The sequence below is a fragment of the Aeromonas sp. MR7 genome (assembly GCF_963899385.1).
In the GTDB taxonomy this organism is placed as follows: Bacteria; Pseudomonadota; Gammaproteobacteria; order Enterobacterales; family Aeromonadaceae; genus Aeromonas; species Aeromonas bestiarum.
In genome coordinates, this window is sequence record NZ_CAWQXH010000043.1 from 39,454 (window position 1) to 55,327 (window position 15,874).

Consider the following 15,874-nt stretch of genomic DNA (forward strand, 5'->3'; position numbering starts at 1 on the left):
GACACGTTGTCATTTCAATTTAAGCCACACTCGGCTGAGAAATTCAGAAATTTTACCGTTAATTACCGCATGTATATGCTCTCTGTTTATTCCTGATGCATCATTACAAATAGCCGGGGCCATTTTATTTAATTGAGCAGAGCACGGTGAGAGAAAAACAAAATGACCGGCATTGTGTATTACCTGAAATTCATTTTCTGCAGCCAACATTTTGGCCAGCTCTCTCGAGTTTTCCTCCCAAGAAAGCTCTTCATCCTGATCACCAGTAAAAATAAGGGTAGGTTCAATCACTCTTTTTAGTGAGTGGGGAGAAAGTGCCATACTCACCGGAGCCATGAAAACCCATGCCTTGATTCTCGAGTCGGGGCGCACAACTAAACCAGAATGATCATTGATGATGATCCCTTTGGTCGAACATATAGCTTTCATTTCATATTTACGACAATAATTTTCATAGCGTCCTGAATCAATTTCTCCTCCTCTTAACAACAATCCTGTTGCACCACCGGCAGAGAAACCAATAAATGCTATTTTATCTACATCAACATATGCAGCTAGCTCTGCATTATTAGTTACTGCTGTAATGGCGGCAGAAATTTGTAATGGGCGGCCATACCATGAACTAATGGCCCCCGCCCCAGTCTGATCCTTGTAGTTGTCACCAGGGTGAGTGAGGGTAACAACAATATTGCCCTGCCGAGCCAGAGTTGTGGCAAGGTCATGATGACTCCACAAACTACCGGCGTTGCCATGTGAGATAACTATGACTGGATAGCGGCCTGGTACTATATCCAGCGCCTTTTTTGCCGCTATTTGATAAGGGCCTATCGTAGTTGGTGTGTTTTCTGCAGCCACACCGGGGTAGAAATATACGGCATCCATCGGCTTTCCGCCTACAGGATCTGTCACTATGAGACGCTTAAACCCTGTATATTCAGCCGATACGACGAAGGATGACAAGGCACTGCACGTACATATTGCACAAAGTAAAAAATAACGGAAAAAAAGCCTCATCAGATATCCTTTCTGATCCAATCGACATTGGGACGACACGCTACCACTATCGCCATGAGGAGTCATTTTTAACAAAAAAATGGGAGCGAATAATTCGCTCCCATCTTGTATAGATCCGTTGACTACCCTTCCTGACTTTCCTCCGCGGCCGGCTCAGCACCGGCAGCGGGTTCAATCTCGATGCGATCGACGCGCTGCAAACCGCGGGGCAGCTTGGCGCCACGGCGGCCGCGCTCGCCGCGGTAGTAGTCCAGATCCGAGGGTTTGAGGGTCAGCTTGCGCTTGCCGGCAAACAGGGTGACATATTGCCCCTGCGGGATAATGGCGGCCATCACCATAAACTCTTCCCGCGCCTTGACCCGCGCCGACGGTATGCTGATCAGCTTGTTGCCCTTGCCCTTGCCGAGTACCGGCAGGGTGTTGAGCGGGAACAGCAGCATGCGCCCCTCGTTGGAGATGGCCATGCACAGATCCGTCTCCGGCGAGCCAATCTTCTGGGGAGCCATCACCAGGCCCCCTTCCGGCACCGTCAGCAGCGCCTTGCCGTTCTTGTTCTTGCCGATGAGATCGTCATAGGTGCAGACGAAGCCGTAACCGGCATCCGAACAGATCAGATAGGGTTCCCCCTCGTTGCCCATCACCAGATGGCGTACCTCTTCCCCTGCGCCCAGCGCAAAGCGGCCGGTGAGTGGCTCGCCCTGACTGCGGGCCGATGGCAGCGTGTGAGCCTCCAGCGCATAGGTGCGTCCCAGGGTGGAGAGGAACACCGCCTGCTGGTTGCTGCGGCCGCAGGCGTGGGCCAGATAGCCATCCCCCGCCTTGTAGGAGAGGCCTGCCACGTCCACATCGTGGCCCTTGGCGGCCCTTACCCAGCCTGCACCCGACAGGATGACGGTGACCGGCTCGCTCGGGGTCAGCTCTTTCTCGGTCAAGGCTACCGCGCTGGCGCGCTCCACCAGCGGGGTGCGGCGATCGTCGCCGTACTTCTCGGCATCCGCCAGCAGCTCTTTCTTGAGCAATGTGTTGAGGCGACGCTCCGAGCCCAGCAGCAGTTCCAGCTTGTCGCGCTCTATGGCCAGTTCGTCCTGCTCAGCGCGCAGCTTGAACTCTTCCAGCTTGGCCAGGTGGCGCAGTTTGAGCTCGAGGATCGCCTCGGCCTGGGTCTCGCTTATATTGAAGCGCTCCACCATCACCTTGCCCGGCTCATCCTCGGTGCGGATGATCTCGATCACCTCGTCGATGTTGAGATAGGCCACCAGCAAGCCTTCGAGGATATGCAGGCGAGCCAGCACCTTGTCGAGGCGATACTGCAGGCGACGGCGCACCGTCTCGCGGCGGAAGGTGATCCACTCGGAGAGGATCATCTTGAGGGTCTTCACCTGCGGCCGGTTGTCCAACCCCAGAATGTTGAGGTTGACCCTGTAGTTCTTCTCCAGATCCGTGGTGGCGAACAGATGGGCCATCAGCGCCTCCATGTCCACCCGGTTGGAGCGGGGGATGATCACCAGACGGGTCGGGTTCTCGTGGTCCGATTCATCCCGCAGGTCGGTGACCATGGGCAGCTTCTTGGCCACCATCTGGGCGGCGATCTGCTCCATGATCTTGGCGCCGGAAGCCTGATGGGGCAGCGCCGTGATGACGATGTCGCCATCCTCCTCGTTCCAGACCGCCCGCTGCTTGATGGAGCCCTTGCCGGTCTCGTAGATTTTGCGGATGTCATCGCGCGGCGTGATGATCTCGGCGCTGGTCGGGTAGTCCGGCCCCTGAATGTGCGCCATCAGCGCATCCAGCCCGGCATTGGGGTTGTCGAGCAGCTCGGCGCAGGCGTAGGCCACTTCCCGCGCGTTGTGGGGCGGAATGTCCGTCGCCATGCCCACGGCTATGCCAGTGATGCCGTTGAGCAGTATGTGGGGCAGGCGAGCGGGCAGCACCACCGGCTCTTTCATGGTGCCGTCGAAGTTCGGCGTCCACTCCACTGTGCCCTGGCCGAGCTCGGAGAGCAGCAGCTCGGAGAAACGCGACAGCCGCGCCTCGGTATAACGCATGGCGGCGAAGGATTTGGGATCGTCCGGCGCCCCCCAGTTGCCCTGACCGTCCACCAGCGGGTAGCGGTAGGAGAAGGGCTGGGCCATCAGCACCATGGCTTCATAACAGGCGCTGTCGCCATGAGGGTGGTACTTGCCCAGCACGTCACCCACGGTACGGGCGGATTTCTTGTGCTTGGAGAGGGCGGACAGCCCCAGCTCGCTCATGGCGTAGATGATGCGCCGCTGCACGGGTTTGAGGCCATCGCCGATATGCGGCAGGGCCCGATCCATGATGACGTACATGGAGTAGTTCAAGTAAGCCTGCTCGGTAAAGGCGCGCATCGGCTGGCGCTCTACCCCATCCAGACTGAGCTCGATAGCATCACTCATGTGATTATCTCTTTCGGTTCGGGAGCTGGTTGGCGCTCTACTTCATCCAACAGACTGAGCTCGATAGCATCACTCATATGTTTTTCTCTTGCTATGGCGCGCCCCTAGAGGGCTCGCCTGAAATGCGGGTCGGCAGGTGGCCGACGGCTTAGATGATGGCGAGGTTGCCCTTCTCTTCCAGCCACTCGCGGCGATCCGGGGCACGCTTCTTGGCCAGCAACATGTCCATCAGTTGCAGGGTCTCGTCCCCCTCCTCCAGCTCGCCCATGGTGAGCTGCACCAGGCGGCGGGTATTGGGATCCATGGTGGTTTCCCGCAGCTGTTTCGGGTTCATCTCGCCCAGACCCTTGAATCGGGTCACCATCACCTTGCCTTTCTTCTTCTCGGCCTCGACCCGCTGCAGCACGCCGTTCTTCTCGTCCTCATCGAGGGCGTAGAACACCTCCTTGCCGATGTCGATCCGGTAGAGCGGCGGCATGGCCACATAGACGTGGCCATGGTTGACCAGGGTTCTGAAGTGCCTGACGAACAGTGCGCACAGCAGGGTGGCTATGTGCAGACCATCCGAGTCCGCATCCGCGAGTATGCACACCTTGCCGTAGCGCAGGCCGGAGAGATCTTCGGAGTCCGGATCCAGGCCTATGGCCACAGAGATGTCGTGCACTTCTTGCGAGGCGAGCACCTGACCGGCCTCCACCTCCCAGGTGTTCAGTATCTTGCCGCGCAGGGGCATGATGGCCTGGAATTCGCGATCCCGCGCCTGCTTGGCGCTGCCGCCCGCGGAGTCACCCTCCACCAGGAAGAGTTCCCCCTGCATGGGGTCGGCGCAGTTGCAATCGGTCAGCTTGCCGGGCAGGGCAGGGCCTTGCGTTATCTTCTTGCGCACCACAGTCTTGGCGGCGCGCAACCGGCGCTGGGCGCTGCTGATGCAGATCTCGGCGATCTGCTCCGCCAGCTCGGTGTTGCTGTTGAGGAACAGGCTGAAGGCATCCTTCACCACCCCCGACACGAAGGCCGAGCTCTGGCGCGACGACAGCCGCTCCTTGGTCTGGCCGGCAAACTGGGGATCCTGCATCTTGATGGAGAGGATGTAGGCGCAGCGATCCCAGATGTCTTCCGGGGTCAGCTTGACCCCGCGCGGCAGCAGGTTGCGGAACTCGCAGAACTCGCGCATGGCGTCGAGCAGGCCCTGACGCAGGCCGTTGACGTGAGTGCCGCCCTGCGGCGTCGGGATCAGGTTCACATAGGATTCGGCGAGGCACTCGCCCCCTTCCGGCAACCAGCACAGGGCCCAGTCCACCGCGGACTGCTCTGTGCTGAAGGCGCCGACGAAAGGCTGCTCCGGCAGGCAGGTAAACTGCTTGACCGCATCGACCAGATAATCCTTGAGGCCATCTTCGTAGCACCACTCCAGCTTGATGCCGGTGTTCTTGTCGAGGAACTTGATGGTGAGGCCGGGGCAGAGCACGGCCTTGGCCTTGAGCAGGTGCTCCAGCTTGGTGACCGAGAAGCGGGGCGAGTCGAAATAGCTCGCCTGCGGCCAGAAGCGCACCCGGGTGCCTGTGTTGCGGCGCCCGCAGGTGCCGGTAATGGTCAGCTCCTGCACCTTGTCACCGCGCTCGAAGGCGATGTCATAAACCTGGCCGTCGCGGCGCACCGTCACCTCGACCCGATCGGAGAGGGCGTTCACTACCGAGATGCCCACCCCGTGCAGACCGCCGGAGAACTGATAGTTCTTGTTGGAGAACTTGCCCCCCGCGTGCAGCTTGCAGAGGATCAGCTCCACACCGGATACCCCCTCCTCCGGGTGAATGTCGACCGGCATGCCGCGGCCGTCATCGATCACCTCGAGGGACTGGTCTTCAAACAGGGTCACCTCCAGGGTACGGGCGTGGCCCGCCAGCGCCTCATCGACGCTGTTATCGATGACCTCCTGGCCGAGGTGATTGGGCCGGGTGGTGTCTGTGTACATGCCGGGGCGACGACGCACCGGTTCGAGGCCATTGAGGACCTCAATGGCATCCGCATTGTATTGAGTGGACATGGAGGGCCTTGCGAATTGACGTTTGGGGAGAATCTTACTCGTTGGGAGAGCCTTGGACAAACCCGACTGCGGGAAAGGGTGATCCAGACAGGGGCCGGCCAGGCCCAAGTCCGGACTCAGGTCGCGGCTGACGCCACCGGCAGCGCCTGCTGCAGCTGGGAGAGAGAGCTGTGCAGCCGCCACACCATGCCAGCCAGATCCAGCGCCGCCGGATCCCGATGACGAGCCAGCCCCTGGCTGATGCGTTGCAGCTCGGCCAGCGTCCGTTCGAGGGAGTCATGCTGCACCCCCCGCTCGGTGAGGATCCCTCGCAGGCAGCGAATGCAGGCGTCTCGCACCAGGTAGAGCGGCTGATCGTCGCCACGCCACTGACGCAATTGCCAGACGATGTGGCTGCAGTTGAGCAGCACCACGCCCCAGCGCAGCACCCAGAGCCTGGCCGTCTGATCCTGGCTCTGGCTGAGCTGGCTGATGCCGTGATAGATGCGCGATTCGAACTGGCTCTCGCTCTGCTGTGGCCTGGGCGCCAGCTGATCCATGAAGTCGTGGCGCAGGATACGCATGATGCGGCGACTCTTGCGCCGATCCGAGCTCGGCCGCAGGACCTGGAACGCCAGTCCGGCCGCCATCACCCCCAGCACCTGGCTGATGCTGGTATTGATGAACAACGAGTAGTCGTAGCTCGGCGGGTTGGTGATGGAGAGAAAGGAGCCGAGCAGCACTATGAGCTGACCCCACAGCACAGCCATCCTGGGCTTTTGCAGCTTGAACATCTGCATGGTGACCAGCACGGGAAACAGCAGGGCACAGAACTGCCAGAAGTCGTCGATGCGGATCATCAGGCCGAACTTGACCGCGAAACAGACCAGGCTCAGCAGCAAAATAGCCTGCAACATGGTGTTGACGCCCTTGGCCGGCGCCGGCGTCGCCGAGTAGAGCACGCAGCAGATAGAGAGCATGGTCAGCGCAGTCCCCCCCAGATCCCACTGGCTGTGGATCCAGAAGGCGCAACCCAGCAGCACGCAGAGGAAGGTGCGGCCACCGTTGTAGGCCGCCTCATAGCTGTCGGTGTGGCTGGTGAGAGAGGTGTGGCGCGGCGGGGCCGGCCACTCCCGATCGTCATACTGTTCCAGCCGGCTCAGCCAGCGCTGGCACTCCAGATAGCTCCAGCAGAAGTGACGCAGCCGCAGCCAGAAGGTGCGGTGACGATAATCGCCCCCTGCAGTCGGCGCGAACGGAGCCAGCAGGCGGGCGATGCGATACTTGTCGCACGCCGGCTTGCCCAGCTCGGTCAGCAGGCTGGCCAGCAGCGCCTGAATGCCCGCCGGTTGCTCCGGCCAGTTGTGCAGCATGCGGCGCTGGCTGGAGATGAGGCTGATGATCCGCAGCTGGCGGTGCAGCAGGAAGTTGAGCAGCTTGTTGTGGCGGCGCAGCCGGTGGTGGCTCCACACCGCCTGAATGCGCAGCACGTTCATGGTGAGGATCTGGCCGATCAGCCCCTCGTGGGCGCTGCGCACATCCGGGTTGGCCTCCCCCAGCCAGAGCAGCTGGGCGTGTTCCAGCAGACGGCTCTGGCTCTTGCGCAGCGATTGCAGCAGGGTCTCGCTGTCGGAGGTGCTGGGCAGGATCATCATCATCAGGCCACCGCAGAGGATGCCGATGATCACCTCGCTCACCCGGGCCTGGGCTATGTCGAAGATATGGTGCGGATCGACCACGTTGACGCAGGAGAAGGCGATGATGGCGGCCGTGTAGCCCGCCAGGGCAAAGGCGTAGGAGACGTTGTTCTGATAGTGGTTGGAGATGTAGGTGCAGAGCCCGAGCCAGAGGGCGATGAGAAAGCTGAACAACCAGGGATCGCTGATGCCAAGGCCGGTGATCACCACGGCCGCCATGGCGCCAATCAGACTGCCAACCACCCGCCCCAGGCTCTTGCTGATGACCCCGCCCACGGTGGGAAAGCTCACCACGGCGGCCGAGGTCATGGCCCAGTAAGGGGCATCCAGCTGCAAGACAAACGCCAGCCAGAGCGACAGGCACATGGCCAGGCTGTTGCGCAGGGCATAACGCCACTGGCCACCGCTGGCCTTGCCCCAGGGGGTCCGGCGCCAGAGTGACCCGATTGCACTCACCTCATTCCCCTATGGTGATGGTGCAGGTGGTGCCCGCGATCAGGGCCAGCTCGGGCGGCACATCCAGCAGGCGGATCCGCACCGGCACCCGCTGGGCCAGCCGCACCCAGGGCACGTTCGGTTTGACGTCGAGCAGCAGGCTGCTGCCACCGTCCACGCTCTGATCGTGAATGGCGCGTCCTATGCTTTCCACCTCGCCGCGCAGGGTCTGATCCCCGCTGTAGAGCACCACTTCGGCCGGCTTGCCCGGCGCTATGCGCCTGAGCTTGGTCTCTTCGAAATAGCCCTGCACATAGAAGGAGTGGATATCCACCAGTGCCACCAGCGGCACCCCGGCGCTGGCATAGTTGCCGACCCGGGTCTGCAGGTTGGTGATGTAACCGTCGCTCGCGGCATGCACCTGGGTCTTGGCGAGGGACCACTGCGCCTGCTCCAGATTGGCCTGGGCCACCTGATAGGCCGCCTTCATCGCCTGGGCATTGAGCCGTGCCTCGTCCCCGGCCTCCGCCGAGATGACGTTATTCGACAAGCCACGGCGACGCGTCGCCTCGTGCTCGGCCTTGTCGAGATCCGATTTGGCCTTGGCGAGCACCGCGCTGGCGTTGTCGAGGGCAATCCGGTAGGGCTCGGGATCCAGGGTGAAGACCAGCTCTCCCGTCTTCACCAGCTGGTTGTCCTTGACCGCTATCTTGATGATCTTGCCCGATACCTCGGGGGTGATGCTGACCAGCTCGGCCCGCACCTTGCCATCCCGGGTCCAGGGGCCCTGCATGTAGTAGTTCCACAGCCACCAGCCCGCCGCCAGCGCCAGGACGCACACCAGCAGGGTGGAGAAGTATTTGAGGGTCGCGAGGGGTGATTTAGCCATGTAACAGGATCCAGAAAGCGCCACTGACGGCGAGGATAAACAGGGAGAGATCCATCAGCAGGGGATGCCAGACATCCCCGCCATAGAGCCAGTCACGCAGCAGATGATGCACAGGCAACCAGCCAAGCAGACCGAACAGCACGGCCTTGAACAGGGGTGGAAAGTAGAGAGAAGCGCCCAGTATCAGATCCGGCAGCGCTGAAGGGGTCGTCACAAGCGTGCTCCCTGTTGGCAGAGAAGGGCAGAAAAGTCGGCCAGGGTCTGCACCAGAGCAGACCCGCCAAGGTTAACACAGCCATTTCCAGTGCTACAGGAGCAGATGGCTCCCTTGCGGTCAGACCACTCGGCCGGGTGGTAAACCCAGTCGCGCAGCGGCACTTCACCGGCTCGAACGGGTTGATCCTTCAGAGGCAGGCGAGGGTGTCATCCTGTTCTCAACGGGTTGGGCGATCCGCAGGGTGATGCACCCCGTCTCGCGTCGGTACCTCCCCCAGTTCAAACGGATTCACCCCCTCGAGACAGGCGATGTTGTAGCCATACTCGGCCGGATTGGAGCGACGCTGGTGATGGGTGTAGATGCCGCAGACGCTGCAGAAGTAATGTTTCGCGGTGCGGGTGTTGAACTGGTAGCAGCTCAGCACCGCCTCTCCCTGCAGGATGCGGATGCCCGAGAGCGGCACCGAGGCGACGATGGCGCCACGCCGCCGGCAGAGGGAGCAGTCGCAGCGGCGCGGATCCACCACCCCATCCGGCAGGCTGAGTTCCAGCACCACGGCCCCGCAGTGACAGCTGGCCTTGTGTTTCTCTTCAATGGGGGTGTTGCCGATGCGTTTTATCATGCAGCCTCCTTGCCGCCGGGCGCCGGGCCCTGTCGTCTCAATCGAACAGCGTCTCGCGCCGCCCCTGCTGCAGATGAGCATGCAGGATACGCAGCTGGGATGCCAACACCCTGTGCAGGGAGAGCGGCGGCAGGGCATCGAGGGCGAAGTAGGCAGCGCCCCGGGTTTCGTCGGTCTCGGTGAGCAGTTGGCCCCCCGTCACCTCGCACAGGAAGAAGGCCTTGTGGGCGTGGGGCAACTGGGGCGGATGGGGGTGTTTGAGCTTGTCGAACAACGCCAACAGTTGCACGGCCCGGCAGGCGAGCCCCGTCTCCTCGGCCACCTCGCGCACCACGGCACCGGCCGGCGAGTCACCTATGTCGCACCAGCCGCCCGGCAGGGTCCAGCAGCCGTCGTTGCGCTCCTGCACCAGCAGGATATGGCCGTCATCGTTTTGAATAAACGCCCGCACATCCAGCTTGGGAGTGGGATAGCCGCTATCGAGGGCGATCCATGCTGAAATGGCGGTGGGATCCAGCTCGCTCTGATTGGCAATCAGGGCGACCGTGGCCGCTCTGAGTGCCTCGAAACGGCCGATATCGAAGGGATCCCTGGAATAGGTGAGGCCGGCCTGCGCCGTGGCCAGCACCTGTTCCAGAAAGGCGGCCAACGGCGGTTGCATGGCTAGAGCCCGAGGAAACGAATGATCTGGGCGGGATAGCGCTCGAACCCGGTGAAGGCGTGATTGCCACCGCACTCCAGCGAGAGGCGGGCAAAGCGGTATTCGGTCAGCGCCTTGCGATAGTCGAGCACCTCATCCTCCTGCTGTTGCAGGATCCAGAGCCGTTCGGGGGCGGTTACCGGCACCGCCAGCGCCTTCAGCTCGTCCATGTGGGCCGGCAGCAGCTCGTAGCGCTCGTCGGTATAGGGATTGGTCTGGGGGCCCAGATAGTCGCAGAGCAGCTCGTGAGGGCGCACCGCCGGGTTGATCAGGGCCGCACGGCAGCCATACAAGGCACTGACTCTCGTTGCCATAAAACCGCCGAGTGAGCTGCCCACGGCGCCAAGCTTGAGGCGGTTACCGTGACGGGCGCTGGCCGCTTCAATGGTCTGCGCTATGGCCACCCAGGCCGCCGCCGGCGTATTGGGCTGGGCCGGGATGATCACCTCTATGTCGGGCCTGTGCGCCGCTACCCAGGCAGCCATCTGCTGCGCCTTGGCCGAGCCGGGTGATGAGTTGAAACCGTGCAGATAAAGCAAAACGGAGGTCATGGAAGCGGCCTCCTCAATAACCGGTGGCATCGGGGTCGGGCACAAACTGCCCCACCGGCAGACGCCACACCTGGCTCGCGACCCGGCCATCCGGATGCAGGGTGAGATAGCGCCAGCCCGGACCTGACTCGTCCAGCGCGAAACCATCGCTGAGCGGCTTGAACTGGATGCAGGTAGAGGGACTGGCAATCAGCCGCACCCCGCGGTGCACCTCGTCAAACTCCTGATGGACATGACCAAACAAGATGGTTTTCTGCTGGGGATGACGGGCCAGCACGGCGAACAGGTCGTCGGCGTTCTTGAGATTGTGCTGATCCAGCCAGGCGCAACCCACAGGCACGGCCTGATGGTGCAGGGCGATGAGGGCATGACGCTCGGGGTGCTGGCGCAGTGCGCTGTCCAGCGCCGCCAGCTGGTGATCGCCGAGCACGCCGTGAGGTTTGCCGCGTACCTGGGTATCCAGCAGTATCACCTGCCAGTGCTCGCCCACCAGCTGCTTGGCCTCGCTGATGCCGGCCGCATGCAGGTATTCGGTCATCAGGGGAGCGTCGTCATGGTTGCCGGGCAGCCAGTAGATGGGGCGTGCCAGCGGGGCCATCATGCTGGCAAAGCGCTGGTAGGATTCCGGACTGTGATCCTGCGACAGATCGCCGGTCGCCAGGATCAGATCAAACGGATGATCGTTGGCCTGCACCCGCTCCAGCACGGCAGCCAGGCTCTCCGCGGTGCGCACGGCCAATAGCCGCCCCTCGGCACTCGCGAAGAGGTGGGTGTCGGTAATTTGTAACAGGCGCACACTGCCGTCCTGCGCCTGGGGTAGCTCTGTTTCCAAAATCACGCTTCTTTTTATAAGTTCAACTAGAGGATGTTTATCAGGCTGGTACCATGTCTGAGACAAAATTTTAGCCAATCGGCCAGGAACAGATTTACCTGCTCCTTTTCATCCCGCTGGTGCATTTTTTTATTGGGATAATCATAACGTGGTTGCAACCTCGAAATCTGTTGCGCCGCACACACTTCCGCCATCCGCACATCATGATACAAACGAATCTCGATGCGAGCCTGCAAGTAGCTCGGCAATTCCGGGTTGTGCTGGGCCAGGATCACCTGGCTGGTGAAGCGGCTCTCCTCGCTGACGGTGAGCTGGAACTGCAGGCCGTTGCCCACCTGATAACGGCGCTCGGCCCCGACTGTGCCACCCGGCGGCAACAGTTTCATCAAGGCCATATAATTCACCTCGCAGGTTCGCTGCAAGGACATCAAATCAGGCACATAGCGTTTCATCGGGCTCTGGACCAACGGCATCTCGCAGCTCCATCAATCAACACCCGTGAGTAATTCACCTCGCAGGTACGCTGCAAGGACATCAAATCAGGCACATAACGCCTGGTCTGGGTGTGAACGAGTGCCACCTCAGCGCCCCGCCAGCCAGCGAGCCCGCAGCTCGCCGTGATTGAGGGCCAGCCACTGCAGCGCTATGACGGAGGCCGCGTTGTCGATGCGTCCCTCTTTGAGCCAGGCATAGGCCTGCTCGCGGCTCACCACGTGCACCCGGATATCCTCGCCCTCCTCCGCCAGACCGTGGATCCCCTCGGCCTTGCTGGCATCCACCTCGCCCACATAGACCTCGATCCGCTCAGTGCTGCCACCCGGGCTCACCAGATAGCTGATGGCATGCTCGCAGCGACCCACCTCGATCCCGGCCTCTTCCACCGCCTCACGGCGCACCACGGCTTCGGCGGTTTCCCCTTCATCTATGATGCCGGCCACCAGCTCCAGCAGCCAGGGGGTGGGACTGGTCTCGATGGCGCCGATGCGGAACTGCTCCACCAGCACTATCTGGTCGCGCACAGGATCATAGGGCAGCAGGGCGCCGGCATGGCCGCGCTCGAACAGCTCGCGCACTATGGGTTCATTCCAGCCTCCCGCAAATAACCTGTGCTGCAGGCGATAGACGTTCACTTTGAAGAAGCCGTTATATCCCGATGATTTCTCGATAATTTTTACATCATCGGCAGAATAGTGACGGGTTTGGGGCAAGGCTTGCTGCGACATACGAGACTCCCGCCAGCTTGACTTGGCTCGGTTTGACCATAAAATCCGAGAACATGAATGAACATTCATTCACTCGTTCCCGACGGAGATGAGGGATGGATTTTAGCAGCCACAGGGCATTTGGCTAGGCACGAGGGGGAGAAAACTCCCCCTCGTGCTTGACGTTCCTGTCGCTGGAAAAGAGACAGTTATCATAAAATTTTGCTTATAGTAGAGTGATTAAGCTGAAATCAAGCTTGCTCAGTGACAATACCCCTCCTTCATCCAGCGACAGCTTTGGGTTAATACATAAGGTTAAAACGATCTATGAAAAGAACACTCTTGTCAGCCATGGTGTTGCTGGGCGTCAGCGCCGGCGCCCATGCCGAAAACCTGCTCGATATTTACCAACAGGCTCAGATCAAGGACACCCAACTGCTGGAATCCAAGGCCAAGCGTGATCAGGCTTTCGAGAAGATCAACGAATCCCGCGCAGCCCTCTTGCCCCAAATCAATCTGGGTGCCGGTTTGAACTACCTGCAGAACAAGGGTGACACCCAGACCAACAGCAACGCCACCGGCTCCCTCTCGCTGGATCAGTCCATCTACCGCCGCAGCAACTGGGTCAACCTGGATCTGACCGAGAAGAGCGCCACCCAGTCTGACGTGGCCTACAACCTCGAAGTCCAGAACCTGATGCTGCGTACCTCCCAGGCCTATTTCGACGTGCTCAAGGCGATGGACACTCTGGAGTTCGTCCGCGCCAACAAGGCCGCGGTGGAACGCCAGCTGGAACAGACCCAGCAGCGCTTCGAAGTGGGCCTGACCGCCATCACGGACGTGCATGAGGCCGAGGCCGAGCGCGACCAGGCGCTGGCGGACGAGATCAATGCCGAAAACACCCTGGACAACAGCTACGAGAGCCTGCGTGAACTGACCGGCATAGACCACCGTCAGCTGGACGTGCTCAACACCGAGCGCTTCACCCCGCAGAAGACACCGTTCAACTCCGACAAGTGGCTGGAGCTGGCGCTGGACAAGAACCTGCAACTGCACAGTGCCCGCATCGGCAAGGACATCGCCAAGGAGCAGATCGATCTGGCCAAGACGGGTCATGAGCCGACCGTAGATCTGGGCGCCGGTCTCTCCACCAGCTACAACGACTACAAGGACGAGATCCGCAACCCCGAGAGCAACAGCAATCAGGGCAACATAGGCTTGAACTTCAAGCTGCCGCTCTACACGGGTGGGGCGACCACCTCCCAGGTCAAGCAGTCACAGTTCAACTACGTGGCCGCCAGCGAGCAGCTGGAGCGCAGCTTCCGCTCTGTGCAGAGCACGGTTCGCTCCTCCTACAACAACGTGAACGCCAGCATAGGTTCGGTACGCGCCTACGGCCAGTCCGTCATCTCCGCCGACAGCGCCCTCAAGGCGACCGAGGCCGGTTATGAGGTCGGCACCCGCACCATAGTCGACGTGCTGGACTCCACCCGCAAGCTGTACCAGGCCAAGCAGAAGCTCTCCGAAGCCCGCTACAACTACATCCTCAGCATCCTCTCCCTCAAGCAGGCCGCCGGCACACTTGAGCAAAAGGATCTGGAAGAGGTGAACCAGGGGCTGATGCCTGCCGCCAAGGTCACCAAGAAGTCCTGAGCCCCGCAGCTCATGTCATGAAAAAGGCGACCTCAGGGTCGCCTTTTCGTTATCTGCGCTGTTGCCCGCAGCGGCCGGTTGCTTTGCCGCAGGCTGGTGCCGCTAGGTGTCACTTACGCGCTCTGGCGCGTGCCAGACATAAAAAACCCGGCCTGAGCCGGGTTTTGACTCATCCGCGTTCGCGGATGGTCTTGATGATGTCGCTGGTGGAGCAGCCATCCTCGAAGTTGAGCACGCGCACCTCGCCACCGTTGGCGGTCACCTCGTCGTAACCGGCGATATCCTTCGGCTTGTAGTCACCGCCCTTGACCAGCAGGTCGGGCAGCACTTCGGCGATCAGCCGCTGGGGCGTATCTTCGGCGAAGGGCACCACCCAGTCCACGGCGCCCAGCGCGGCCAGCACGGCCATGCGACGGTCGGTCGAGTTGACCGGGCGACCCGGCCCCTTCAGGCGACGGACCGAGTCATCGGTATTGACCGCCACTATCAGGCGATCCCCCAGCTTGCCGGCATTGGCGAGGTAGGAGACGTGGCCGGCGTGCAGTATGTCGAAGCAGCCGTTGGTCATCACCACCTTCTCGCCACGCAGGCGGGCAGCCTGCACGGCAACCTTGAGCTGAGCCTCGGACATGACGCCAAAGCCGGTCTCCTGCTCGGTGTAGAGGGCATTGGCCAGCTCGACCGGGCTGACGGTGGAGGTACCCAGCTTGCCGACGACGATACCGGCGGCGGTGTTGGCCAGGGCACAGGCCTCGTCCAGGCTCATGCCGGCGGCCAGCGAGGTGGCCAGGGTGGAGATGACGGTATCACCGGCACCTGTCACGTCGTAGACCTCGTGGGCCTGGGCCGGCAGGTGCAGCTCTGGCTGACCTTCGCGGATCAGGGTCATGCCGTTTTCGGAACGGGTGACCAGCAGGGCCTCCAGCTCGAAACGCTTGACCAGCTCGAGTCCCTTGGCGACCAGATCCTCTTCACCCTTCACCTTGCCCACCACGGCCTCGAACTCGGACATGTTGGGGGTCAGCAGGGTGGCGCCGCGATACTTCTCGAACTCGGTCCCCTTGGGGTCGACCAGTACGGGAATGCCGGCGGCGCGGGCACGCTGGATCATGCCGGGTACGTCGTTGAGGGCACCCTTGCCGTAGTCGGAGAGGATCATCACGTCGCTGTTCGGCAGCGCCTGCTCCACCTTGTTCATCAGCAGAGTGGCATCGACATCGTGGAACGCTTCCTCGAAGTCCAGACGCAGCAACTGCTGGTTGCGGGACAACACCCGCAGCTTGGTGATGGTCGGATAGTCGGCCAGACGAACGAAATCACAGGCGACCTTGACGCCAGCCATCTGGCCAGCCAGCGCATCGGCGGCCTCATCCTGACCGGTCAGGCCCAGCAGCACGGCATGGGCGCCCAGGGCGGCAGAGTTGAGGGCCACGTTGGCGGCGCCACCCGGGCGCTCCTCAATGTGCTCAACCTTGACCACGGGCACCGGGGCCTCGGGCGAGATCCGGCCGGTGGGGCCATGCCAATAGCGGTCCAACATGACATCGCCAACGACCAGAACGCGGGCTTTTTCAAACTCGGGCAGGGTGATCTTCATCTGTATCGACTCTCAAAACCTGAAA

Annotated in this window: 14 protein-coding genes; 1 reads left to right on the forward strand and 13 read right to left on the reverse strand. The window is 61.4% G+C overall.

From position 1 onward, the window contains the following. Window positions 1-9 precede the first annotated feature (9 nt). The 12 genes from AACW87_RS16200 to nudF form a co-directional block, all read right to left on the reverse strand. Window positions 10-1,014, reverse strand: coding sequence for an alpha/beta hydrolase family protein (locus AACW87_RS16200; protein WP_241325542.1), 1,005 nt, complete (start codon window positions 1,012-1,014; stop codon window positions 10-12). A 122-nt stretch (window positions 1,015-1,136) separates the two neighbouring features. Beyond that, a complete protein-coding gene (parC, locus tag AACW87_RS16205) occupies window positions 1,137-3,431 on the reverse strand; it encodes a DNA topoisomerase IV subunit A (RefSeq protein ID WP_241325543.1) in 2,295 nt (764 codons plus the stop codon). Window positions 3,432-3,579: 148 nt separating this feature from the next. Further along, window positions 3,580-5,475, reverse strand: a complete 1,896-nt coding sequence (gene parE / locus AACW87_RS16210; RefSeq protein ID WP_103472158.1) for a DNA topoisomerase IV subunit B — start codon at window positions 5,473-5,475, stop codon at window positions 3,580-3,582. A 116-nt stretch (window positions 5,476-5,591) separates the two neighbouring features. Next, window positions 5,592-7,607, reverse strand: coding sequence for an FUSC family protein (locus tag AACW87_RS16215; RefSeq protein ID WP_241325544.1), 2,016 nt, complete (start codon window positions 7,605-7,607; stop codon window positions 5,592-5,594). A 1-nt stretch (window position 7,608) separates the two neighbouring features. Then, window positions 7,609-8,475 carry an efflux RND transporter periplasmic adaptor subunit gene (locus AACW87_RS16220; protein WP_241325545.1) on the reverse strand — a complete coding sequence of 289 codons (867 nt, stop codon included), beginning with the start codon at window positions 8,473-8,475 and terminating at the stop codon, window positions 7,609-7,611. Then, a complete protein-coding gene (locus tag AACW87_RS16225; protein WP_043137108.1) occupies window positions 8,468-8,710 on the reverse strand; it encodes a DUF1656 domain-containing protein in 243 nt (80 codons plus the stop codon). Before AACW87_RS16225 ends, AACW87_RS16220 begins: the two co-directional genes overlap by 8 nt. Before the next feature lie 199 nt (window positions 8,711-8,909). After that, window positions 8,910-9,314, reverse strand: coding sequence for a GFA family protein (locus AACW87_RS16230; protein WP_241325546.1), 405 nt, complete (start codon window positions 9,312-9,314; stop codon window positions 8,910-8,912). A gap of 37 nt (window positions 9,315-9,351) precedes the next feature. Continuing rightward, window positions 9,352-9,975, reverse strand: a complete 624-nt coding sequence (locus AACW87_RS16235; protein ID WP_241325547.1) for an NUDIX hydrolase — start codon at window positions 9,973-9,975, stop codon at window positions 9,352-9,354. Between the two features lie 2 nt (window positions 9,976-9,977). After that, window positions 9,978-10,565 carry a YqiA/YcfP family alpha/beta fold hydrolase gene (locus AACW87_RS16240; protein ID WP_241325548.1) on the reverse strand — a complete coding sequence of 196 codons (588 nt, stop codon included), beginning with the start codon at window positions 10,563-10,565 and terminating at the stop codon, window positions 9,978-9,980. Between the two features lie 13 nt (window positions 10,566-10,578). Further along, window positions 10,579-11,397 (reverse strand): 3',5'-cyclic-AMP phosphodiesterase, encoded by an 819-nt coding sequence (cpdA, locus tag AACW87_RS16245; protein WP_241325549.1) that lies wholly within the window; start codon window positions 11,395-11,397, stop codon window positions 10,579-10,581. Between the two features lie 26 nt (window positions 11,398-11,423). Continuing rightward, entirely contained in the window at window positions 11,424-11,870 is a 447-nt protein-coding gene (locus AACW87_RS16250; protein WP_043554441.1) for a DUF1249 domain-containing protein, read from the reverse strand. A 108-nt stretch (window positions 11,871-11,978) separates the two neighbouring features. Then, complete coding sequence (gene nudF, locus AACW87_RS16255) at window positions 11,979-12,620, reverse strand: ADP-ribose diphosphatase (protein ID WP_241325550.1); 642 nt, start codon at window positions 12,618-12,620, stop codon at window positions 11,979-11,981. Window positions 12,621-12,926: 306 nt separating this feature from the next. On the opposite strand from nudF, the gene tolC reads away from it, so the two are divergent. After that, complete coding sequence (gene tolC, locus AACW87_RS16260) at window positions 12,927-14,252, forward strand: outer membrane channel protein TolC (RefSeq protein ID WP_098982054.1); 1,326 nt, start codon at window positions 12,927-12,929, stop codon at window positions 14,250-14,252. Between the two features lie 169 nt (window positions 14,253-14,421). On the opposite strand, the gene hldE is transcribed toward tolC, so the two are convergent. Then, complete coding sequence (gene hldE, locus AACW87_RS16265; RefSeq protein WP_103472152.1) at window positions 14,422-15,849, reverse strand: bifunctional D-glycero-beta-D-manno-heptose-7-phosphate kinase/D-glycero-beta-D-manno-heptose 1-phosphate adenylyltransferase HldE; 1,428 nt, start codon at window positions 15,847-15,849, stop codon at window positions 14,422-14,424. Window positions 15,850-15,874: the final 25 nt, after the last annotated feature.

Coding starts and splice junctions, on each gene's coding strand:
- AACW87_RS16200 (WP_241325542.1), bottom strand. CDS start 1,014: ATGAGGCTTTTTTTCCGTTATTTTTTACTTTGTGCAATATGTACGTGC.
- parC (WP_241325543.1), bottom strand. CDS start 3,431: ATGAGTGATGCTATCGAGCTCAGTCTGGATGGGGTAGAGCGCCAGCCG.
- parE (WP_103472158.1), bottom strand. CDS start 5,475: ATGTCCACTCAATACAATGCGGATGCCATTGAGGTCCTCAATGGCCTC.
- AACW87_RS16220 (WP_241325545.1), bottom strand. CDS start 8,475: ATGGCTAAATCACCCCTCGCGACCCTCAAATACTTCTCCACCCTGCTG.
- AACW87_RS16230 (WP_241325546.1), bottom strand. CDS start 9,314: ATGATAAAACGCATCGGCAACACCCCCATTGAAGAGAAACACAAGGCC.
- AACW87_RS16235 (WP_241325547.1), bottom strand. CDS start 9,975: ATGCAACCGCCGTTGGCCGCCTTTCTGGAACAGGTGCTGGCCACGGCG.
- AACW87_RS16240 (WP_241325548.1), bottom strand. CDS start 10,565: ATGACCTCCGTTTTGCTTTATCTGCACGGTTTCAACTCATCACCCGGC.
- AACW87_RS16250 (WP_043554441.1), bottom strand. CDS start 11,870: ATGCCGTTGGTCCAGAGCCCGATGAAACGCTATGTGCCTGATTTGATG.
- nudF (WP_241325550.1), bottom strand. CDS start 12,620: ATGTCGCAGCAAGCCTTGCCCCAAACCCGTCACTATTCTGCCGATGAT.
- tolC (WP_098982054.1), top strand. CDS start 12,927: ATGAAAAGAACACTCTTGTCAGCCATGGTGTTGCTGGGCGTCAGCGCC.
- hldE (WP_103472152.1), bottom strand. CDS start 15,849: ATGAAGATCACCCTGCCCGAGTTTGAAAAAGCCCGCGTTCTGGTCGTT.